The 20,659-nt window shown below is 65.8% G+C and carries 19 protein-coding genes; 9 read left to right on the forward strand and 10 right to left on the reverse strand.

What is annotated here, in order from left to right:
• Window positions 1–47 precede the first annotated feature (47 nt).
• The gene (gene tkt / locus PVZ72_RS08150; protein ID WP_133860515.1) at window positions 48–2,045 is read left to right on the forward strand and encodes a transketolase; all 1,998 of its coding nucleotides are present in this window, start codon (window positions 48–50) and stop codon (window positions 2,043–2,045) included.
• Between the two features lie 69 nt (window positions 2,046–2,114).
• Here tkt and tssI read toward each other — a convergent pair whose 3' ends face one another.
• The 7 genes from tssI to nrdH form a co-directional block, all read right to left on the reverse strand.
• Window positions 2,115–3,980 carry a type VI secretion system Vgr family protein gene (gene tssI, locus PVZ72_RS08155; RefSeq protein ID WP_273861655.1) on the reverse strand — a complete coding sequence of 622 codons (1,866 nt, stop codon included), beginning with the start codon at window positions 3,978–3,980 and terminating at the stop codon, window positions 2,115–2,117.
• A 117-nt stretch (window positions 3,981–4,097) separates the two neighbouring features.
• Window positions 4,098–4,604 carry a methylated-DNA--[protein]-cysteine S-methyltransferase gene (locus PVZ72_RS08160; RefSeq protein WP_133860516.1) on the reverse strand — a complete coding sequence of 169 codons (507 nt, stop codon included), beginning with the start codon at window positions 4,602–4,604 and terminating at the stop codon, window positions 4,098–4,100.
• Complete coding sequence (locus tag PVZ72_RS08165) at window positions 4,601–6,139, reverse strand: DNA-3-methyladenine glycosylase 2 (protein WP_273861656.1); 1,539 nt, start codon at window positions 6,137–6,139, stop codon at window positions 4,601–4,603. Before PVZ72_RS08165 ends, PVZ72_RS08160 begins: the two co-directional genes overlap by 4 nt.
• Before the next feature lie 296 nt (window positions 6,140–6,435).
• A complete protein-coding gene (gene nrdF, locus PVZ72_RS08170) occupies window positions 6,436–7,416 on the reverse strand; it encodes a class 1b ribonucleoside-diphosphate reductase subunit beta (RefSeq protein WP_273861657.1) in 981 nt (326 codons plus the stop codon).
• Between the two features lie 10 nt (window positions 7,417–7,426).
• The gene (gene nrdE / locus PVZ72_RS08175) at window positions 7,427–9,568 is read right to left on the reverse strand and encodes a class 1b ribonucleoside-diphosphate reductase subunit alpha (protein ID WP_252977254.1); all 2,142 of its coding nucleotides are present in this window, start codon (window positions 9,566–9,568) and stop codon (window positions 7,427–7,429) included.
• Window positions 9,550–9,954 (reverse strand): class Ib ribonucleoside-diphosphate reductase assembly flavoprotein NrdI, encoded by a 405-nt coding sequence (gene nrdI, locus PVZ72_RS08180; RefSeq protein ID WP_273861658.1) that lies wholly within the window; start codon window positions 9,952–9,954, stop codon window positions 9,550–9,552. Before nrdI ends, nrdE begins: the two co-directional genes overlap by 19 nt.
• A gap of 10 nt (window positions 9,955–9,964) precedes the next feature.
• Window positions 9,965–10,189 (reverse strand): glutaredoxin-like protein NrdH, encoded by a 225-nt coding sequence (gene nrdH, locus PVZ72_RS08185; RefSeq protein ID WP_133860521.1) that lies wholly within the window; start codon window positions 10,187–10,189, stop codon window positions 9,965–9,967.
• Window positions 10,190–10,652: 463 nt separating this feature from the next.
• On the opposite strand from nrdH, the gene epd reads away from it, so the two are divergent.
• The 5 genes from epd to fba all read left to right on the forward strand — a co-directional run bounded on the left by epd (window position 10,653) and on the right by fba (window position 14,593).
• Window positions 10,653–11,696 carry an erythrose-4-phosphate dehydrogenase gene (gene epd, locus PVZ72_RS08190; RefSeq protein WP_273861659.1) on the forward strand — a complete coding sequence of 348 codons (1,044 nt, stop codon included), beginning with the start codon at window positions 10,653–10,655 and terminating at the stop codon, window positions 11,694–11,696.
• Window positions 11,697–11,723: 27 nt separating this feature from the next.
• The gene (locus PVZ72_RS08195; protein WP_133860523.1) at window positions 11,724–12,887 is read left to right on the forward strand and encodes a phosphoglycerate kinase; all 1,164 of its coding nucleotides are present in this window, start codon (window positions 11,724–11,726) and stop codon (window positions 12,885–12,887) included.
• A 5-nt stretch (window positions 12,888–12,892) separates the two neighbouring features.
• Window positions 12,893–13,084, forward strand: coding sequence for a hypothetical protein (locus tag PVZ72_RS08200; protein WP_133860524.1), 192 nt, complete (start codon window positions 12,893–12,895; stop codon window positions 13,082–13,084).
• Window positions 13,081–13,410, forward strand: coding sequence for an MliC family protein (locus PVZ72_RS08205; RefSeq protein WP_133860525.1), 330 nt, complete (start codon window positions 13,081–13,083; stop codon window positions 13,408–13,410). Before PVZ72_RS08200 ends, PVZ72_RS08205 begins: the two co-directional genes overlap by 4 nt.
• A 118-nt stretch (window positions 13,411–13,528) precedes the next feature.
• Window positions 13,529–14,593 (forward strand): class II fructose-bisphosphate aldolase, encoded by a 1,065-nt coding sequence (gene fba, locus PVZ72_RS08210; RefSeq protein ID WP_059316498.1) that lies wholly within the window; start codon window positions 13,529–13,531, stop codon window positions 14,591–14,593.
• An 82-nt stretch (window positions 14,594–14,675) separates the two neighbouring features.
• Here the strand turns inward: fba and PVZ72_RS08215 are convergent, their stop codons facing one another.
• Together PVZ72_RS08215 and PVZ72_RS08220 are read right to left on the reverse strand one after the other, a co-directional pair.
• Entirely contained in the window at window positions 14,676–15,629 is a 954-nt protein-coding gene (locus PVZ72_RS08215) for a nucleoside hydrolase (RefSeq protein ID WP_208693104.1), read from the reverse strand.
• A 56-nt stretch (window positions 15,630–15,685) separates the two neighbouring features.
• Window positions 15,686–15,940 carry a YebG family protein gene (locus PVZ72_RS08220; protein ID WP_007161283.1) on the reverse strand — a complete coding sequence of 85 codons (255 nt, stop codon included), beginning with the start codon at window positions 15,938–15,940 and terminating at the stop codon, window positions 15,686–15,688.
• Between the two features lie 316 nt (window positions 15,941–16,256).
• Here PVZ72_RS08220 and PVZ72_RS08225 point away from each other — a divergent pair, with 316 nt between their 5' ends.
• Both PVZ72_RS08225 and PVZ72_RS08230 read left to right on the forward strand, forming a co-directional pair.
• The gene (locus tag PVZ72_RS08225; RefSeq protein ID WP_273861660.1) at window positions 16,257–17,750 is read left to right on the forward strand and encodes a lipid II flippase MurJ; all 1,494 of its coding nucleotides are present in this window, start codon (window positions 16,257–16,259) and stop codon (window positions 17,748–17,750) included.
• A gap of 287 nt (window positions 17,751–18,037) precedes the next feature.
• Window positions 18,038–19,252: an NAD(P)-dependent oxidoreductase gene (locus tag PVZ72_RS08230; protein WP_178083894.1), complete on the forward strand. Its 1,215-nt coding sequence runs from the start codon at window positions 18,038–18,040 to the stop codon at window positions 19,250–19,252.
• Window positions 19,253–19,295: 43 nt separating this feature from the next.
• On the opposite strand, the gene PVZ72_RS08235 is transcribed toward PVZ72_RS08230, so the two are convergent.
• Window positions 19,296–19,988: an HAD family hydrolase gene (locus PVZ72_RS08235; protein WP_273861661.1), complete on the reverse strand. Its 693-nt coding sequence runs from the start codon at window positions 19,986–19,988 to the stop codon at window positions 19,296–19,298.
• A gap of 410 nt (window positions 19,989–20,398) precedes the next feature.
• Between PVZ72_RS08235 and PVZ72_RS08240 the strand changes: the two genes are divergently transcribed.
• Window positions 20,399–20,608 carry a cold-shock protein gene (locus tag PVZ72_RS08240; RefSeq protein ID WP_133860530.1) on the forward strand — a complete coding sequence of 70 codons (210 nt, stop codon included), beginning with the start codon at window positions 20,399–20,401 and terminating at the stop codon, window positions 20,606–20,608.
• The last annotated feature ends 51 nt before the right edge of the window (window positions 20,609–20,659 follow it).

Raw genomic sequence — 20,659 nt, forward strand, 5'->3', positions numbered from 1 at the left:
GCCAGAATAACGGCCCCTTCGCTCTGCCTCTGCCAGGAGACACCGCAATGCCCAGCCGTCGTGATCGAGCCAACGCCATCCGCGCCCTCAGCATGGATGCCGTGCAAAAGGCCAACAGTGGCCACCCCGGCGCCCCCATGGGCATGGCCGACATCGCCGAGGTGCTCTGGCACGATCAGCTCAAGCACAACCCTGGCAATCCCCTGTGGGCCGACCGCGACCGCTTCGTGCTGTCCAATGGCCACGGCTCCATGCTCATCTATTCGCTGCTGCACCTGTCCGGCTACGACCTGTCCATCGACGACCTGAAGAATTTCCGGCAGCTGCACAGCAAGACCCCGGGCCACCCCGAATACGGCTACGCCCCGGGTATCGAGACCACCACCGGCCCCCTGGGTCAGGGCATCGCCAACGCCGTGGGCTTCGCCCTGGCGGAAAAGGTCATGGCCGCCCAGTTCAACCGTGACGGCCACCGGATCGTCGACCACCACACCTACGCCTTCCTCGGCGATGGCTGCATGATGGAAGGCATCTCCCACGAGGTCTGCTCCCTGGCCGGCACCCTGGGCCTGTCCAAGCTGATCGCCTTCTACGACGACAACGGCATCTCCATCGATGGCGAGGTCGAAGGCTGGTTCACCGACGACACCCCCAAGCGCTTCGAGAGCTACGGCTGGCAGGTGATCCGCAACGTCGACGGCCATGACGCCGACGAGATCCAGACCGCCCTGGACACCGCGCGCAAGAGCGACAAGCCCACCCTGATCTGCTGCAAGACCGTGATCGGCTACGGCGCACCGCACAAGCAGGGCAAGGAAGAGTGCCACGGCGCGCCGCTGGGCAACGACGAGATCCAGGCCGCGCGCGAGCTGCTCGGCTGGGCCCATGCGCCCTTCGAGATTCCCGCCGACATCTATGCCGAGTGGAGCGCCAAGGAGCGCGGCGCCGCCGCCGAGGCCGAGTGGAACGAGCGGTTCGCCGCCTACGCCCAGGCCCATCCGCAACTGGCCGCCGAATTCAAGCGCCGCATGGCCGGTGACCTGCCCGCCGATTTCGCCGAGCGCGCCGCCGCCTTCATCCAGGACGTCGCCAGCAAGGGCGAGACCATCGCCAGCCGCAAGGCCAGCCAGAACGCCCTGCAGTTCTTTGGTCCGCTGCTACCCGAGCTGCTCGGCGGTTCCGCCGACCTGGCCGGCTCCAACCTGACCCTGTGGAAGGGCGCCCAGGGCGTCACCGCCGAAGACGCCAGCGGCAACTATGTCCACTACGGCGTGCGTGAATTCGGCATGAGCGCCATCATGAACGGCGTCGCCCTGCACGGCGGCCTGGTGCCCTACGGCGCCACCTTCCTGATGTTCATGGAATACGCCCGCAACGCGGTGCGCATGTCGGCACTGATGAAGCAGCGGGTGCTCTATGTCTTCACCCACGACTCCATCGGTCTCGGCGAAGACGGCCCCACCCACCAGCCGGTGGAGCAGCTGGCCTCGCTGCGCTACACCCCCAACCTGGACACCTGGCGTCCGGCCGACGCCGTGGAATCCGCCATCGCCTGGACCTCGGCCCTGGAGCGTCGCGACGGTCCCAGCGCGCTGATCTTCTCGCGCCAGAACCTGACCCACAGCGTGCGTGACGCCGCCACCCTGGGCAACGCCGCCCGTGGCGGCTACGTGCTCAAGGACTGCAACGGCGAACCCGAGCTGATCCTCATCGCCACCGGCTCCGAAGTCGGCCTGGCGGTGCAGGCCTATGACCGCCTGACCGCCGAAGGTCGCCAGGTGCGCGTGGTCTCCATGCCCAGCACCAGCGTCTTCGACCGCCAGAGCCCCGAGTACCGTCAGCAGGTCCTGCCGGTGGAAGTCGGCGCGCGCATCGCCATCGAGGCCGGCATCGCCGACTTCTGGTACAAGTACGTCGGTCTCGACGGTCGTATCATCGGCATGCACACCTACGGCGAATCCGCTCCGGCGGCGGCGCTGTTCGAGCACTTCGGCTTCACCCTGGACAATGTCCTGGCGGTGGCCGGCGAGTTGCTGGAAGACTGAGTCCTGTTGCGGTAATCCGAAAAGCCACGCCCAGGCGTGGCTTTTTTGTGTCCGCGATTCGGCACGCGCTCAGGGATTCACCCGGATGCTCGGGCCAGCCAGGGTGACCCCGCCGGCATCCAGCTGCACAAAGCTGCCGCCGGTCCTGAGGGTGAGGCGGGCGCCGGCTTCCAGGACGATCTTCTGGCCACTGTGCAGCCGGATCTCGCTACCGGCCTCGACCAGCAGGCTGCCGTCCAGCCGCAGATGCTGACTCGTGTTTATGTCCAGGTGGTCGTCGGCGCGCACCTCGGTGCGGCGTTCGCCCCGGGTGATGCGGTGTTCCTCGGCGTGGAAGGCGCTGTAGCTGTTGCCCCGGATGCGCTGATGGCGCTCGTGGCCGATCTCGCTGCGGTGGTCATGGCCGATGCGTTCGTCCCAGTCGCGCTGGGCATGCACATGGATTTCCTCCTGGCCCTGGCGATCCTCGCTGCGAATTTCGTTGTAGCCGTGGCCCCCGGGGCTGCTCAGCGTCTTGAAGGTGCTGCGGGTCTGGTCCCTGGGCGGTTCCAGCGGCGGCCGCTGCTCGGCGTGGTACAGGCAGCCGATCACCAGCGGCTGATCGGGATCGCCTTCGAGAAAGCCGACCAGTACCTCCATGCCGATCCGCGGCAGGCTCAGGGCGCCGTGGCCGTTACCGGCCCAGCCGCTGGCGACCCGCAGCCAGCAACTGCTGTGCTCATCCGCCTGGCCTTCGCGATCCCAGTGGAATTGCACCTTGATTCGGCCCAGGGCATCGCAGTGTATTTCCTCGCCGGTCGGTCCGGTGACCACGGCGCTCTGGGCGCCCAGCAGCCGGGGTTTGGGATGGCGCAGGGGCAGGCGGAAGGGCAGCGCCCACGGCCGCGCGACAAAGCTGTTGCGATAGCCCTGGGCGAAGCCGTCGGCCGGGATCCGGTCGGCAACGTCTTCCTCGAGGACCTGCGGCTGCCGGCCCTGGTGCTGGATCTCGGTCAACAGCCAGAGCTGATTCCAGTCGGCGCGCGGATGCTGTTCCAGCGGCAGGAAGTGCCCGCTCACCAGGCTGGGCTGGTCGCTCGTGCCCTGGGCCTGGAGGGCGTCGCCTCTCAGACGTTCCAGGCGCCGGCTGCTCAGGCGCTGCCCGCGTGCGCGATCGGTGAAGCGCCCGGGAAAGCCATAGTCCTCCAGCGCGGGCTGGGCCGCGGCGTCCGTACTGCTCTGCAGGCGCAGCCGAGGTTGCAGCGGATCATGAGCGCGCAGGAGGCTGGCGCTGCTGCGGATCTGCAGCGCGACCGCCAGGTGACTGATCGCGGGCTCGTCCGCCACCAGGCCGCTGCCGGGCCGATAGCGGGTGGCGCCCAGCTGCGCAAAGCTGGTGGCGTCATCGCCAAAGACCAGCACATGACCGTCGCGACGATGCTGGTGGTGAAAGTGCAGGCCCTCTTCCTCGCAGAGCCGGGTGAGAAAGGCCAGATCGCTCTCTCCGTACTGTACGCAGTAGGCGCGCGGCGGATAGCGCGTCGGTCCCAGGGCGAAGCGATAGTCGCCATCGAGGATGCCGTGCTCCTCGAGGAGCTGCGCGAGGATCTCGGGGACGCTGCGCCCCTGGAAGAGGCGGGAATTGACGCGGTGAGCCAACTGGGCCAGGCGTGGCACCAGCTCGGCGCGATAGCGGGTCAGGCGTCGACCGGAATCGCCCTGGGCCACGGCGGCGAGCTGGCCGTGGATGCCCCGGTCACCTGCACCCAGGGCGAGAAAGGCGGAGCGCTGCAACAGTGACTCCAGCGGCCAGTCCGGGCGCTCGCTGACCAGCTCGAGCTGGAAGCGATAGGGCTGGCCGATGGCTTCGTGGCCGTCGAAGGCGAGCACCTGGAAATCGTGGGCGACGCCGTCCAGCGTCAGGGTGAAGGTCGGGGCGTTGGCTGAGCTGGACATCGCATCGCATCCTTGCGAATGGAAAATTCCAGTTTGCGCTACAGAAGTGCACCGACTCAAGCGCTGGAAGGCGCATGCTAGAGCCTTTTATCAGCCAGGTTCTGGCGCGGTGGCGGGCTAGGACGCCGCGAAGAGATCCCGCGGCGCTGGCAAGGCGCCTTCCAGTTCCAACAGGAATTGCTTGGTCGGCAGGCCGCCACCAAAGCCGGTCAGGGCGCCGGACGCCCCTATCACCCGGTGGCAGGGCAGCACGATGGGCAACGGATTGCGCCCGTTGGCGGCGCCCACCGCGCGCATCGCCTGGGGCCGCCCTAGGTGGCTGGCGAGCTGACCATAGCTCCAGGTCTGGCCGTGAGGGATCTCCGCCAGGGCCTGCCAGACCGCCAGCTGGAAGGGGGTGCCGCGCGGTGCCAGCGGCAGCTCGAAGGTCTGACGCTGGCCGGCGAAATACTCGCCGAGCTGCGCGCGGGCCAGGTCGAGGATCGGATGGTCGGCGGCGCTCCAGCTGGCATCGCGCTTGGCCAGGTAGCGATTCTCGGGAAACTCCACCACGCGCAGGCCACTGTCGTCGGCGGCCAGGGTAAGCGTTCCTATGGGGCTGTCCAGCAGGCAGTAGGCGATCATCGGGGCGACTCCTTGGCGAGACGGGTGGGTACGGGTTCGGCGGGGGCGTCGGCAGGTGCCTTCCAGGTGGCCTCGCGCCAGACCTGCATCACCCCGTAGGCGCGCCAGGGTCGCCAGGCTTCGGCGCGGGCGTACAGGGCCTTGGCGGTCAGGCGCTCGCCGGGCGGCGCCAGGCGTTTCTGCAACACCAGGTCTTCCACCGGACAGGCATCGGGATGGGCGAGGGCGCGCAGGGCGATGTACTGGGCGGTCCAGGGACCTATGCCCTTGAGCGCGATCCAGCGCCGGGCAAAGTCGTCCAGGGTGCGCCCGGTGTCGAAGTCCACCTCGCCGGTACGCAAGGCCCGGGCCACCGTGCCGAGGGTACCGGCGCGGGCGCGGATCAGGCCGAGGCCGGTGAGGTCTTCCAGGGCGGCATCGGCCAGGGCCTCCACCGTGGGAAAGAAGTGGTGCAGACCGGCTGGCGGACGACTGGCCTCGTGGCCGGGCTCGCCCCAGGGCCGCCCGAAGCGCTGCACCACCCGGGCGGTCATGGTGGTGGCCGCCACCACGCTGACCTGCTGGCCGATGACGGCGCGCACGGCGATCTCGAAGCCATCCCAGCCGCTGGGCAGGCGCAGTCCGGGCCGGCGCGCCACCAGTTCGGCCAGGGTCGGGTCGACGGAAAGGCCCTGGGCGATGGCTTCGGGATCGGCGTCCAGATCGAACATGCGGCGGATGCGTGCCACTGCCGCCTGCAGTTCGCCGGGTGCGGCACCGTGCAATTCCAGGCGCAGCGCCGGCGTGTCGTCATCCCAGACCGAGACGCGCAGCCAGCCCGGCTGTTCGGGCGTGCCAATCACCCGGGCGTAGCTGGTGTCGTCCAGCACCTCCACTCCGGGCAGGGCGTGACCGCGAAGGAAATCCAGCTGGGCGGCAAAATCATAGGGCGGACGATAGGCCAGGCGCAGGACCAGCACCGGCGAAGCCGCGGCCTGGCCCTTGCGCACCTGGCTGGGGGCCAGGTCGTAGGCATCGCGAAAGGCGGTGTTGAAGCGTCTGAGACTGCCGAAGCCGGCGGCCAGGGCCACCTCGGTGATCGGCAGCCGGGTCTCGCTGAGCAATTGCTTGGCGAACAGCAGCCGGCGGGTGGTGAGCACCGCCAGGGGCGCGGCGCCCAGGCGCTCGACGAACAGCCGGCGCAACTGGCGTTCGCTGAGATCGAGGCGGGCGGCGAGGGCGGGCAGACCGCCTTCCTCCAGGCCTTCGTCCATCAGTCGCAGGGCACGCGCCAGGGTGGCGTCACCGCGTTGCCAGTGGCCGCCGGCAGGGGAGAGTTCCGGGCGGCATCTCAGGCAGGGGCGATAGCCGGCGGCCTCGGCGGCCGCGGCGCTGGGGTAGTAGCTGACGTTTTCCGGGCGTGGCGGTTGCGCCGGGCACACCGGTCGGCAGTAGATGCCGGTGGTGAGCACCGCGGTGTAGAACAGGCCATCGAAACGCGGGTCCCGCGCCAGGCGGGCGCGTTCGAAGGCGGGTATATCGGGGAAGGCGTTCATGGCGGCAGGTTAGCACCGCCAGGTAGCGGCGACTGGCCGTTTTCGGACGGGGCCGCTGAGGTAGAGAGCTATCGCGGTCGTGGGCGGGCGTCTGATAGAGCAGCTGTGCTATCGCGGCCATGGGCCGCTCCTACAAAAGCAGCGCTGCCCTGTAGGAGCGGCCCATGGCCGCGATAAGCCGTACTACTTATTAGCGTCGTAGCGTGGAAAACGGCGCAGCCTTTTCCACTGGGACTTTGTCGCGAGGGACGCCCTCTCCCCAAGGGAGAGGGGGCTTGCCGGAGCAGCGGGTTGGCTCAGAAATTCCAATCCTCGTCTTCGGTACTCACCGCCTTGCCGATGACATAGGACGAGCCCGAGCCGGAGAAGAAGTCGTGGTTCTCGTCGGCGCTGGGCGACAGGGCGGCGAGGATCGCCGGGCTGACGTCGGTCATGCTGCTGGGGAACAGCGCTTCGAAGCCCAGATTCATAAGCGCCTTGTTGGCGTTGTAGTGGAGGAATTTCTTCACGTCCTCGCTCCAGCCCACGCTGTCGTAGAGGTCCTCGGTGTAGGCCACCTCGTTGTCGTAGAGGTCCTGCAGCAGCTCGTAGGCGAAGTCCTTGACCTGCTGGCGGCGCTCCGGACTTTCCCTGGCCAGGGCCTGCTGGAATTTGTAGCCGATGTAATAGCCGTGCACCGCCTCGTCGCGAATGATCAGGCGGATCAGGTCGGCGGTATTGGTCAGCTTGGCGCGGCTGGACCAGTACATCGGCAGGTAGAAGCCCGAATAGAAGAGGAAGGACTCCAGGAAGACGCTGGCCACCTTGCGCAGCAGCGGGTCCTCGGCGTGGTAGCGCGCCAGGATCAGGTCGGCCTTGGTCTGCAGATAGGGATTCTCCTCGCTCCAGCGATAGGCCTCGTCCACATCCGGCGTCGAGCAGAGGGTGGAAAAGATCGAGCTGTAGGAGCGCGCATGGACCGCCTCCATGAAGCCGATGTTGGCGATCACCGCTTCCTCGTGGGGGGTGACGGCATCGGCCAGCAGGGTTGGCGCGCCCACGGCGTTCTGGATGGTGTCCAGCAGGGTCAGGCCGGTGAAGACGCGGATGGTCAGCTGCTGCTCCTTGGGCGTCAGGGTCGCCCAGGAGGGGATGTCGTTGGACAGCGGGATCTTTTCCGGCAGCCAGAAGTTGCCGGTCAGGCGGTTCCACACCTCCAGGTCCTTGTCGTCCTGCAGGCGGTTCCAGTTGATGGCGTTGATGCGCTTCAGGCGCGGCGCGTTGACGGGTGCGTTCATGGCAATTTCCTCACAGGCTGCAGGACACGCAGCCCTGCACCTCGGTGCCTTCCAGGGCGGCCTGGCGCAGGCGGATGTAATAGAGCGTCTTGATGCCCTTCTTCCAGGCATGGATCTGCGCCCGGTTGATGTCGCGGGTGGTGGCGGTGTCGCGGAAGAACAGCGTCAGCGACAGCCCCTGGTCGACATGGCGGGTGGCCTCGGCATAGGTGTCGATGATCCTTTCCGGGCCGATCTCGTAGGCGTCCTGGTAATACTCCTGGTTATCGTCGGCCAGGTAGGGCGCCGGGTAGTAGACGCGGCCCAGCTTGCCTTCCTTGCGGATCTCCACCTTGGCGACGATGGGATGGATGCTCGAGGTGGAGTGGTTGATGTAGGAGATCGAGCCGGTGGGCGGGATGGCCTGGAGGTTGCGGTTGAACAGCCCGTGCTGCATCACCGAGGCCTTGAGTTCCTGCCAGTCGGCGCGGGTCGGCAGGCGGATTCCGGCGACCTCGAACAACTCGGCCACCCGTGAGGTACGGGGGGTGAAGTCGCCCTCGGTGTACTGGTCGAAATAGGCGCCGCTGGCGTACTTGGAGTCGGCGAAGCCCTGGAAGCTCTGGCCGCGTTCGATGGCCAGGCGATTGGAGGCACGCACCGCGTGGTAGGTGACGGTGTAGAAGTACAGATTGGTGAAATCCAGGCCTTCCGGCGAGCCGTAGTGGATGTGTTCGCGGGCCAGGTAGCCGTGCAGGTTCATCTGGCCCAGGCCGATGGCGTGGGAGGCGGCGTTGCCGGCGGCCACCGAGGGCACGCAGCGGATGTCGCTCATTTCCGAGACCGCGGTGAGGCCGCGGATGGCGGTCTCCACGGTGCGGCCCAGGTCCGGTGAATCCATGGTGCGGGCGATGTTCAGCGAACCCAGGTTGCAGGAGATGTCCTGGCCGATGTGCTCATAACCCAGGTCTTCGTCGAAGCGGCTGGGAGTGTTGACCTGGAGGATCTCCGAGCAGAGGTTGCTCATGTTGATGCGTCCGGCGATTGGGTTGGCGCGATTCACCGTGTCTTCGAACATCAGGTAGGGATAGCCGGACTCGAACTGGATTTCCGCCAGGGTCTGGAAGAATTCCCGGGCGTTGATCTTGCGCTTGCGAATGCGCGCGTCGGCCACCATCTCGGCGTATTTCTCGCTGACGCTGATGTCGGCGAAGGGCACGCCATAGACCCGCTCCACGTCGTAGGGCGAGAACAGGTACATGTCGGCATTGCGCTTGGCCAGTTCGAAGGTGATGTCCGGGATGACCACGCCGAGGGACAGGGTCTTGATGCGGATCTTCTCGTCGGCGTTCTCGCGCTTGGTGTCGAGGAATCTCAGGATGTCCGGGTGGTGGGCATTGAGATAGACGGCGCCGGCGCCCTGGCGCGATCCCAGCTGGTTGGCATAGGAGAAGGCGTCTTCCAGCAGCTTCATGATCGGAATGATGCCCGAGGACTGGTTCTCGATGCGCTTGATCGGCGCCCCGACCTCGCGCACGTTGCTCAGCAGGAAGGCCACGCCACCGCCACGCTTGGACAGCTGCAGCGCCGAATTCACCGCGCGGCCGATGGACTCCATGTTGTCTTCGATGCGCAGGAGGAAGCAGGACACCAGCTCGCCGCGCTGGCGCTTGCCGGCGTTGAGAAAGGTCGGGGTGGCCGGCTGGAAACGGCCGCTGATCATCTCGTCCACCAGGGACTCGGCCAGCTGTTCGTCACCGCGCGCCAGACTCAGGGCAACCATGCACACCCGGTCTTCGTAGCGTTCCAGGTAGCGCTGGCCGTCGAAGGTCTTGAGGGTGTAACTGGTGTAGTACTTGAAGGCGCCGAGAAAGCTCTGGAAGCGGAATTTATAGGCATAGGCGCGCTCGAACAGCGCCTTCACGAAGGCCGGCGCATATTGCTCCAGCACCGCCGCCTCGTAGTAGCCCTTGTCCACCAGATAGCCGAGTTTCTCGTCCAGGTTATGGAAGAACACCGTGTTCTGGTTGACGTGCTGCAGGAAGTACTGCCGCGCCGCCTGGCGGTCCTTGTCGAGTTGCAGCTCGCCGTTGGGACCATAGAGATTGAGCATGGCATTGAGTGCGTGATAGTCCGCGTCGCTGCCGGTCGGGGTCAGGCCTGCCGTTGCCAAAAGTCGTTCACTCCCGTGCGCACCCGGTCGACATCCTCCGTCGTGCCGAGCAATTCGAATTGGTAGAGCAGGGGCACCGCGCATTTCTGGGCGACGATGCGTCCACCCAGGCAGTAGCCCTCGCCGAAGTTGGTGTTGCCGGCGGCAATGACGCCGCGGATCAGGGCGCGATTGTGCGGATCGTTGAGAAAATGGATCACCGGCTTGGGCACCGCGCCCTTGCTGCCCCCACCGCCATAGGTCGGCAAGACCAGGATGTAGGGCTCGCGGGCCCTGAGCGGTTCGGCGGCGGGATCCTGGGGAATGCGCCGCGCCGGCAGCCCGAGTTTCTCGACGAATCTGTGGGTGTTCTCCGAGGTGCTGGAGAAATACAGCAGCTCGCCCATGGCCCGGGCCTCAGGCCACCAGCTGGCCGAGCTTGTCCGGGCGGAAGCCGGCCCAGTGGTCGTTACCGGCCACTACCACCGGCACCTGGCGATAGCCCAGGGATTCCACGGTCTGGCGCGCCTGGGCGTCCTGCTCGATATCCACCACCTGGTAGGTGATGCCCTGACGGTCCAGGGCACGATAGGTGGCGTTGCACTGCACGCAGGCGGGCTTGCTGTAGATGGTGATGGTCATGGCTGACTCCTGTCCGTAGTGGGGTGAATTCAAAGGAAAAAGCCTGTCGCCAGCCGGCGTTTGCCAGAGCGGCGCGGGTCTTTTCCTTCGAGCGCGGCTTGGGCCTCAAGTTCGGTCCAGATACTACATATGGTGTTTTGTGATTTCTACAACACAACAAGTGGGGTTTTTGCTCTGGGTCATGCCTTTGATCTATCGCCCTCGGATGAGGGTTTTCGCCAGGCCATGGGCGAAGCGTCAGGTAGCCCCGCAACCCCTGGCACTACCTGCATGGCTTCCCTGCAGACCGCGATCCGTTGTCGCTGCGGCAGGCATGTCGGGCCAGGCGGCGGATTTCTTTCCTGTCTGCCAAGGAGAGCGCCTTTTTGTAGTGCGAAAGTCGACCTGACTACCCTGGCGACTCCCATTCGTCGTCGAACCGCCGCATAATCGGCCTTTCGCTTGCGCCCGGGTCCGTTCACGCATGAGTTCCGCTCGCTATCGCCTCGCTCTCAACGGCTACGGTCGCATCGGTCGTTGCGTGTTGCGTGCGCTGCACGAGCGTGGCGTGGCCACCCAGCTCGCCATCGTCGCCCTAAACGATCTGGCCGACCGGCCCAGCCTGGAATACCTCACCCGCTTCGACTCCACCCATGGCCGCTTTCCCGGCCGGGTCGCGCTGGAGGGTGAGCGCCTGCGCATCGGCGATCAGGCCCTGGAGATCCGCCGCGAAGCTGAGCCCGAGCGGGTGGACTGGCGGGCGCTCGACGTCGATCTGGTGCTGGAATGCTCCGGCGCCTTCAGCACCCGCGCCGAGGCCGGACGCTTTCTCGCCGCCGGTGCGCCGCGGGTGCTGTTCTCCCAGCCCATGGTCAGCGAGACCGACGTGGACGCCACCGTGGTCTACGGGGTCAACCAGCAGGCCCTGCGCGGTGACGAGACGCTGGTCTCGAATGCCTCCTGTACCACCAACTGCAGCGTCCCGGTGCTGAAACTTTTGCACGAGACCCTGGGTCTGGAGTACGTCTCCATCACCACGATCCACTCGGCCATGAACGACCAGCCCGTGATCGACGCCTACCATGCCGAAGATCTGCGGCGGACGCGTTCCGCGTTCCAGTCGATCATCCCGGTGGCGACCGGCCTGGCGCGCGGCATCGAACGGCTGCTGCCCGAGCTCGGCGGGCGCATCCAGGCCCGCGCCGTGCGCGTACCCACAGTCAACGTCTCCTGCCTGGACATCACCTGCATCGTCGGCCGCGACACCACGGCGCCCGCCCTCAACACCCTGTTGCGTGACGCCGCCCGGAGCGGTCCCCTGGCCGGGCTGATCGACTACACCGAGTTGCCCCACGCCTCCTGCGATTTCAACCACGATCCCCATTCCGCTATCGTCGATGGCAGCCAGACCCGCGTTTCCGGCCCCCGGCTGGTCAATCTGCTGGTGTGGTTCGACAACGAATGGGGCTTCGCCAACCGCATGCTCGACGTCGCCGGCCATTGGCTGCGCATCGCCAAGCCCACCTGAAACAAGCACAACTAAGGGATTGCCTGTATGTCCGTGTTGAAAATGAGCGACCTCGATCTGAAGGGTAAGCGCGTCCTGATTCGCGAAGACCTCAACGTTCCGGTGAAGGAAGGCCAGATCAAGAGCGATGCCCGCCTGGTCGCCGCCCTGCCGACCCTCAAGCTGGCCCTGGAAAAGGGTGCCGCGGTGATCGTCTGCTCGCACCTGGGCCGTCCCACCGAGGGCGAATTCAGCGAGGAAAACAGCCTGGCACCGGTCGCCGCCTATCTGAGCAAGGCCCTGGGTCGTGACGTGCCGCTGGTGAAGGACTATCTGAACGGCGTCCAGGTCGAGCCGGGTCAACTGGTATTGCTGGAGAACGTGCGCTTCAACGTGGGCGAGAAAAAGAACGCCGACGACCTGGCGAAGCACTATGCCGCCCTGTGCGACATCTTCGTCATGGACGCCTTCGGCACCGCCCACCGCGCTGAAGGCTCGACCCACGGCGTGGCCAAGTTCGCCAAGGTTGCCGCGGCCGGTCCGCTGCTGGCCGGCGAGCTGGACGCGCTGGGCAAGGCGCTGGGCAATCCGGCCCGGCCGATGGCAGCCATCGTCGCCGGCTCCAAGGTGTCCACCAAGCTGGACGTGCTCAATTCCCTGGCGCAGATCTGTGACCAGCTGATCGTCGGCGGCGGCATCGCCAACACCTTCCTGGCCGCGGCCGGCTACAAGGTCGGCAAGTCGCTGTACGAAGCCGATCTGGTGGACACCGCCAAGGCCATCGCCGCCAAGGTCAGCGTGCCGCTGCCGGTGGACGTGGTGGTCGCCAAGGAATTCGCCGAGACCGCCGAAGCCGTCACCAAGTCGATCAACGACGTGGCCGACGACGACATGATCCTCGACATCGGCCCGGTCAGCGCCCAGCAATTCGCCGACCTGCTCAAATCGGCCAAGACCATCCTCTGGAACGGTCCGGTCGGCGTCTTCGAATTCGACCAGTTCGGCGAAGGCACCCGCACCCTGGCCCAGGCCATCGCCGACAGCGACGCCTTCTCCATCGCCGGTGGTGGCGACACCCTGGCCGCCATCGACAAATACGGCATCGGCGAGAAGGTCTCCTATATCTCCACCGGGGGCGGCGCCTTCCTCGAATTCGTCGAGGGCAAGGTCCTGCCGGCCGTCGAAGTCCTCCAGCAACGCGCCCAGGAGTAATCGCCATGCGTATGCCGCTGCTCGTCTGTTCCGCTGTCCTGATGCTGGCCGGTTGCGCCGGTGGCAATGCCGACAAGGCCTGCGCGGTGTTCGCGCCGCCGCCCGCGGCGGCCGCCACGCCCACGGCGCAGAACGGCGAGCGCGTCGATACGCTCACCGGCAACGCCAGCCGTCCTGCCAGCGGTTGCGCCCAGTGAAGGGGCGCACGCTCGCCCTCGGGCTGCTGGGTCTCGCCCTGCTGGCCGGTTGCGCCGGCCGCGGCGCGCAGCAGACCGGCGGCTGGACCCACTGGGTCTGCGATTCCAAGGCGGCCTTCGACTGGCGCTATGTGGATCGCAGCCAGTCCATCGTCGACCTCAAGCTGGAAGGCGATGGCCTGATCCGCCATCTCAACCGCGAACCGGCCACCGATGGCCAGTCCTACACCGACGGGCTGGTGGCTTTCCACATCCGTGGCGACCAGGGCCTCGTCTACTGGATCGCCAACAACGACCTCATCGGCCGCGGCTGCCGGACGCCTTGAACGGGCGAATGTCAGCTGAACCGATTAATCCAGGGCGGCCAGGGGTCGGCCGCTTGAACCCTGCCAGCCGCTCATGCAGGCTGGCGCCACCACCGCCTTTGTAGGGAGATAATCACCAATGGCACTCGTCAGCATGCGTCAGCTGCTGGATCACGCCGCCGAATTCGGCTACGGCGTTCCGGCCTTCAACGTCAACAACCTCGAGCAGATGCGCGCCATCATGGAAGCCGCCGACAAGACCGATTCGCCGGTCATCGTCCAGGCCTCCGCCGGTGCCCGCAAGTACGCCGGCGCTCCCTTCCTGCGTCACCTGATCCTGGCCGCGGTGGAAGAATTCCCGCACATCCCGGTGGTCATGCACCAGGACCACGGCACCACTCCCGACATCTGTCAGCGCTCGATCCAGCTGGGCTTCTCCTCGGTGATGATGGACGGCTCGCTGATGGCCGACGGCAAGACGCCGTCCGACTACGACTACAACGTGCGCGTCACCCAGCAGACCGTGGCCTTCGCCCATGCCTGCGGCGTGTCCGTGGAAGGCGAGCTGGGTTGCCTGGGCAGCCTGGAAACCGGCATGGCCGGTGAAGAAGACGGCGTGGGCGCCGAAGGCACCCTGGATCACAGCCAGCTGCTGACCGATCCGGAAGAAGCCGCCCAGTTCGTCAAGGCCACCAAGGTCGATGCCCTGGCCATCGCCATCGGCACCAGCCACGGCGCCTACAAGTTCACCAAGCCGCCGACCGGGGACACCCTGTCGATCCAGCGCATCAAGGAAATCCATGCGCGCATCCCGGACACCCATCTGGTCATGCACGGCTCCAGCTCGGTGCCCCAGGAGTGGCTGAAGATCATCAACGAGTACGGTGGCGACATCAAGGAAACCTACGGCGTGCCGGTCGAAGAGATCGTCGAAGGCATCAAGTACGGGGTCCGCAAGGTCAACATCGACACCGACCTGCGTCTGGCGTCCACCGGTGCCATCCGCGAGTTCATGGCCAAGAACCGCAGCGAGTTCGATCCGCGCAAGTACCTGGCCAAGACCGTGACCGCCATGCGCGAAGTCTGCATCGCCCGTTACGAAGCCTTCGGCACCGCCGGCCAGGCCTCCAAGATCAAGCCGATCTCCCTGGATGCCATGTTCGAGCGTTATGCGCGCGGCGAACTGGATCCCAAGGTCAACTGATCCCGGATGTAGAAAAGGCCCCGTAAGGGGCCTTTTTTTCGCCTGCCGATCGCCTGGAGCCCGAACGGCGGCGTGTTACCCCTTACCGCTCGGTTGCGGTCAGGACCTCTTCCATCCAGGCGACCATGGCGGCGCCGTCCATGCCCAGGCAGACCGTTACCAGCGGATTGCCGGACCAGCGCCCGTCCAGGTAGGCGCGACCCTCGGGCGCGAAGAAGGTCTGGCCTTCCGCCAGGCCTTCGGTACCGACGCTGAGATGGCCGCGCGCGGTGTGGAACAGCTCGGGACGGCGCAGGTAGGCGAGGGCGCAGCTGTCATGGGGATGGCAGCCGTCGATGTCCTTTACGCTGCGGTAGAAGTCCGCATAGAAATCATAGCTGCGCGCGAGCACCTCACCGAGGGCGCCCTGGCGCGCCGCGATGCGCTGCAGGCGGGGCGGGTCGAGGACGGCGCGGTGGGTGGCGTCGAGGCCGACCAGGGTCAGCGGCCAGGGCGCGGCGAAGACCCGCGCCGCGGCATGGGGATCGGAAAAGATGTTGGCTTCGGCCACCGGCGTGACGTTGCCCGGCTCGACGATGGCGCCGCCCATCACCACCACCTCGCGGACGCGCTCGGCGACCGTGGGATCCAGCGCCAGGGCGAGGGCCAGGTTGCCCAGCGGCCCGACCGCCACCAGGGTGATCTCACCCGGTCGCAGGCGGGTCTGCTCGACGATGAAACGCGCGGCGTCCAGGGCGTGGGGCGCCTGGCTCGGCGCGGGGAGCTGCTGATTGCCCAGGCCATCCTGGCCATGCACATGCAGGGCATGGTTGCCGGCCGGCTTGACCAGGGGTTCGGCGACACCCGCGGCGACGGGCGTGTCCCGGCCAGCCAGCTCGGTGAGCAGCAGGGCGTTGCGGGTCGCCGTGGTGACCGGCACGTTGCCAAAGGTGGTGGTCAGGCCGATCACCTCGAAAGCGGGATCGGCAAACAGCAGGGCGATGGCCTGGGCGTCGTCCACGCCAGGATCGGTATCGAAGATGATGGGAAGGGACAAGAGGCTTTCTCCGGCTCAGATCTCTTCCCAGGCTACCCGAGGGGCGGCGCCCCTTGCTAGCTGGGCAGGTCCAACTCGCCCAATGCATCCGGCTGGTTGCGAAATGCGCGGGCGAAGACCTCGCGATTGCGGGCCATGAACAGCCCCAGGTCTTCGCACTGCTTTTCGGCAAGACCGGGTACGGCCTTGTCCAGCACGCTGGCGAGCGACTCGGCCAGTTCCAACATCTTGTCGTGACGATCGGCTTCGGCTTTATCCATGAACAGGCGCTCCGGATCTCGGCTGCTGCGATACAACACTTCGACGGCCATGCGTCACCTCGTTTCTGTATCTGGTTATATATACAGTATTCGGCTTGCGCGGCGATTGCAAGGACTACCGCTCGGCGGTCAGGCGCCAGCCAGTCATGGCAATTTGCCAATCGTTCGACATTTCTGCGTGTCTCTGGAATTGCTTCGGGAAACTTAAGCGCGGAAGCTGGTCTCTGAGTCTGGACCAAACGGGCAGCCCTGCTCGCCATTCTCCGGATTACCTCCGGCTCACGGAACGAGACCGCTCAATGCACGCCTTCCCTATCCGTCTGCGTATTACTGCGCTTGGCCTGTCGTGGCCGACCGAGGTGCGGGCGTGAGTTCGACGCTTATCATCCTGGCCATCACCGTCGCCAGCTTCCTGCTGGGGTTCCTGCGCGACCTGCTGATCGCCCGGCAATTCGGCGTGAGCTGGGAAGCCGACCTGATCTTTGTCGCGCTCATCCTGCCGGTGTTCTTCGAGAGCTTCTTCGGCCTCGCCCTGCGCGATGCCATGATTCCCTATCTGCAACGCATCCGTGACCGCTGCAACGCCCAGTACGAGCAGGTCGGTCGCTGGCTGTACTGGCGCATCGGCCTGTTCGGCCTGCTGCTGTCGGTGATCGGTGTCCTCGCCAGTCCCTGGCTGATGCATGCCCTGGCCCCGGGCTGGAGCGATGAGCAGGTCGAGACCGGCAAGCTGGTCTTCGCCGTCGGCACCCTGCTGATCTGCGTGCAGGCCATCCTCTATTGCCAGGGCGCGCTGCTCAACCTGGATCGCATCTTCATCCTGCCGATGACCCGCACCCTGATGCTCAATCTGGGCGCCATCCTGGCCATCGTCATCCTGCAACCGAGTGGCATCGCGCTGTTCACCGGCATGCTGCTGCCCCAGGTGCTGCTGATCGTCATCCAGCACCAGCGGCTGGGCTATCTCAGCCAGCGCTCGGTAGCCTTCGAGAAGCCCGAGGGCAGTCCCTTCGCCGTGACCTTCGCGCCGGTGCTGCTCGCCGCCGGCGCTCAGCAGGGCTGCATGCTGGCGGAGCGCTTCTTCGCCTCGCTGCTGGCCGAGGGCAATATCACCATGCTGTCCTTCTCCTACCGCATCGTGACCATTCCGCTGACGCTCTATGCGCTGTCCATCCTGGCGATGATCTTTCCCGAGCTGACCCGCAGTTGGAACGAGGGCAATGTCGACAAGTACAGCGCGCTGATGCGCAAGGCGCTGCTCGGCACCTTGCTGTTCCTGGTGCCGGCCGCCGTGGTGCTGTTCAGCTATTCGGAGCCGGTGGTCAAGGTGCTGCTGGAGCGCGGAGCCTTTGGCGCCGAGCAGAGCGCGGCGACCGCGACCCTGGTGGTGGCCTATGCCCTCGGCCTGCCCTGGATGGGCCTGGCCCTGCTGTGGGGGCGTGCCCTGCTGTCGCAGCAGCGCGCCCGCACCTTCCTCTATACCACCCTGGCCAGCTCCTTCATCACCGTGGCACTGGACGCAGCTGTGTACCAGCCGTTCGGCGCCCAGGGGCTGGCCTATTCCTTTACCACCGGGGCCTTCCTGCAGGCCGTGTTCATGGCGCTGGCGCTTTATCGCCACGCCCTGGCGGGACTGCACCTGTCGCTGCTGCTGCGCTGGTTCAGCGCCGGCAGTGCGGTGGCCCTGCTGACTTTCCTGTTGCCCAAGCCGGTCGGCCTGCTGGAGCTTATCGTCAGCATCAGCGTGGCGATGCTGGGCTTCCTGGTGCTGTTGCTGGCGCTGGGCGAACGTGACCTGTTCCGCCGCGGCTATTGGGCGCGCGGTGCTGATGGTGCGGAGCGCGCAGAACCGACGAGTTGAACCGCCGTCACGGTACGGCTAGGAAAAAGGTGGCGATCTGCGGCCATTGGTCGCTATCTGTTACGAAGTCATGAATTTTTGATTTGGCTTCGAGTCGCACGGAAAGATTGATCCCAGTCATAGAATTTCTGATGGAAGCGGTTTTTCCATTTGCAAGAGATCGGACACGCAGTTGGGGTCGGCACTTCGCATGGTGGTCTTGCTCGCCACCGACATTCTCTTTGAAAGGAATCGATCCTATGTCCTCCCAATCCCCTGTCACCCGTATCGGCATCGTCGGTACCGGCATGATCTCGCGCTGCCTGGCCCGGCTCATCAGCCGTCACTATGACGACATGACCGTGACCCGAGTCCTGACCCGCCGGCCCATCGCCACGGTTACCGACTATCCGCTGACCGAGGCGCTCACCCAGTCGGTGGCGGATCTCGTCGATCATTGCGATCTGCTGGTGGAATGCAGTGGCGACCCCTACCACGGTACCGAGATCATCGAGCGCGCCTTCGAGGCCGGCATCAAGGTGGTCACCATCAATGCCGAACTGCAGGTGACGACCGGTTCCTACCTGGCCGGCAAGGGGTTCCTGACCGAGGCCGAGGGCGACCAGCCGGGTTCGCTGGCGGCACTGCACGAAGAAGCCGTGCAGATGGGCTTCAAGCCGCTGGTCTACGGCAACATGAAGGGCTATCTGAACCATAATCCGACGCCGGAAGACATGGCCTACTGGTCCGCGCGCCAGGGCACCAGCGTCGACCAGACCACCTCCTTCACCGATGGCACCAAGGTGCAGATCGAGCAGGTGGTGGTGGGCAACAACTATGGCGCCACCATCACCCGCCAGGGTCTGGAAGGCCTCAACTCGACCAACCTGCAGGACAGCGCGAACATCCTGGCGCAGATGGCCGAGCAACTGGGCACGCCCATCGTCGATTACGTGATCCCGAGCGGCTACTCCGCGGGTGGCGTCTTCGTCGTCGGTCGTCATGACGAAGACCAGGCCGGTGCCATCGAATACTTCAAGCTGGGCAAGGGTCCGTACTATGTCCTGGTACGCCCCTTCCACCTGTGCTCCCTGGAAGTCGGCAAGACCCTGCGTCGCGTGATCGCCGGCGGCAAGATCCTGCTAAACAACTCCACCACGCCGACCCTGAGTGTGGCCGCCATCATGAAGAAGCCCATGGCAGCTGGCGACATCATCGAGCGCGGCATCGGTGGCTACAGCGTGCGCGGCGAAGCGGTGAAGATCGCCGAGTGCCCGGATCACCTGCCGATCGGCCTGCTCAAGCACAGCGTGCTGAAGCGGGCCATGGAGCCGGGTCAGATCGTCACCTTCGACGACGTCGAACTGACGCCCAGCCGCGCCCTGGACATCGTCCTGCAGCAGCACCGTGAGGCGATCCATCGCCAGCTGCTGGAAACCCAGCTGAGCGAGGCGACCTGGAACGCGACGGCCGATCTGGCACCGGTGGCACTGCCCAAGGCGGTAGGGGCGGTCCTGTCCTGATTCCGCTGACGCGGAAAGCGAAGGGGCCCTGAGGGCCCCTTTTTCATTGCCCGCCGCTGGCGGCGGCGCGGAGGCGGGCGACGGTCGCGGGCAATTCGTCCATGTGGGCGATCAGGGCGGTGACGCCCAGGGCGCTCAGGGTCTCGCCGTGGCTCGGCGGAATATGGCTGGCGCCGGTGAAGCCGATGACGCGCATGCCGGCGGCCAGGGCCGCACGCACGCCGGTGGCGCTGTCTTCGATCACCAGGCAGCGCTCTGGCGCGACGCCCAGGGTCCTGGCCGCGAGCAGATAGACATCGGGTGCCGGCTTGGGCTGGGCGACCATGTCGGCGCTGAAGATGTGGCCCGCTAACCGCGCCACCAGATCGGCCCGGCGGACCGAGGATTCGACGCTGTGCCTGAGGCTGTTGGAGGCGACCGCCAGCGGCAGGTCGATGCTCTCCAGGGCCCGCTTCACCCCGGGAATGGGCTCGACGCTGGTGGCGATCAGCGTTTCCGCCTGGGCGCGCAGGTCGCTGAACAGTGCCGGCGGCAGGGTGATGCCGAAGCGCTGTTCGACCAGGGCGAAGATATCCCGGGTGGTCAGGCCGAAGGTGCCGTGCAGCAGGGCCTCGAGTTCAGCGCGCGGTGCATGGGCGGCCAGGCCGTCGAGGACGACCCGTTCGGCGAGGATTTCACTGTCGACCAGCACGCCATCGCAATCGCTGATCAGCAGTTCCACAGGGGTGACGTTCATCGGTATTCCTTGCAGGGGGATTTCAGGGCGGAGCAACGGGCCCGAGGCCTTTCGAGAGCTACGCCAGACTGCGGCGAAGCAGTCTGGCTGCGGTTTTGCCGGGCTGTCCGGGTGGTCGAAAACCAGCTCGACAGTACCTTGCGCGAGGTGACAAAACAGCCCTTGTCAAAAAGGATTTCGCCCTCCGGAGGGTAATCGCTTTCCAGAAAAATATGGCGTAGAGTTCGAGAACTGTGTTTGCTTGGGTCGCCGTCGATCGTGACCTGAGGCGGTAGGCTCTTCGTCCACCCCTTGCTGCTCGATTCTTGTTACTCCTTGCAACTCAGTACCGGGCGTCTGGTCAATGCAACGCATTACCGCGCCAGCCAGTGTCAATAACAAACTCGTGCTTCCAAGGAGCAACACCCGTCATGTCGAATCGTCAGAACGGTACCGTCAAGTGGTTCAACGAAACCAAAGGCTATGGCTTCATCACTCCCGAGAGCGGTCCGGACGTGTTCGTGCACTTCCGCGCCATCGAAGGCACTGGTTTCAAGACCCTGGCTGAAGGTCAGAAGGTCAGCTTCGAAGTCGTGCAAGGCCAGAAGGGCATGCAGGCAGAGCGCGTACAGGTCGTCTGACACCTGACAGCGCCCGAAGCTCACGAAAAACCCCGGCCAGGCCGGGGTTTT

Origin of the sequence: Pseudomonas sp. LA5 (genome assembly GCF_028640825.1) — a bacterium.
In the GTDB taxonomy this organism is placed as follows: domain Bacteria; phylum Pseudomonadota; class Gammaproteobacteria; order Pseudomonadales; family Pseudomonadaceae; genus Chryseomonas; species Chryseomonas aestiva.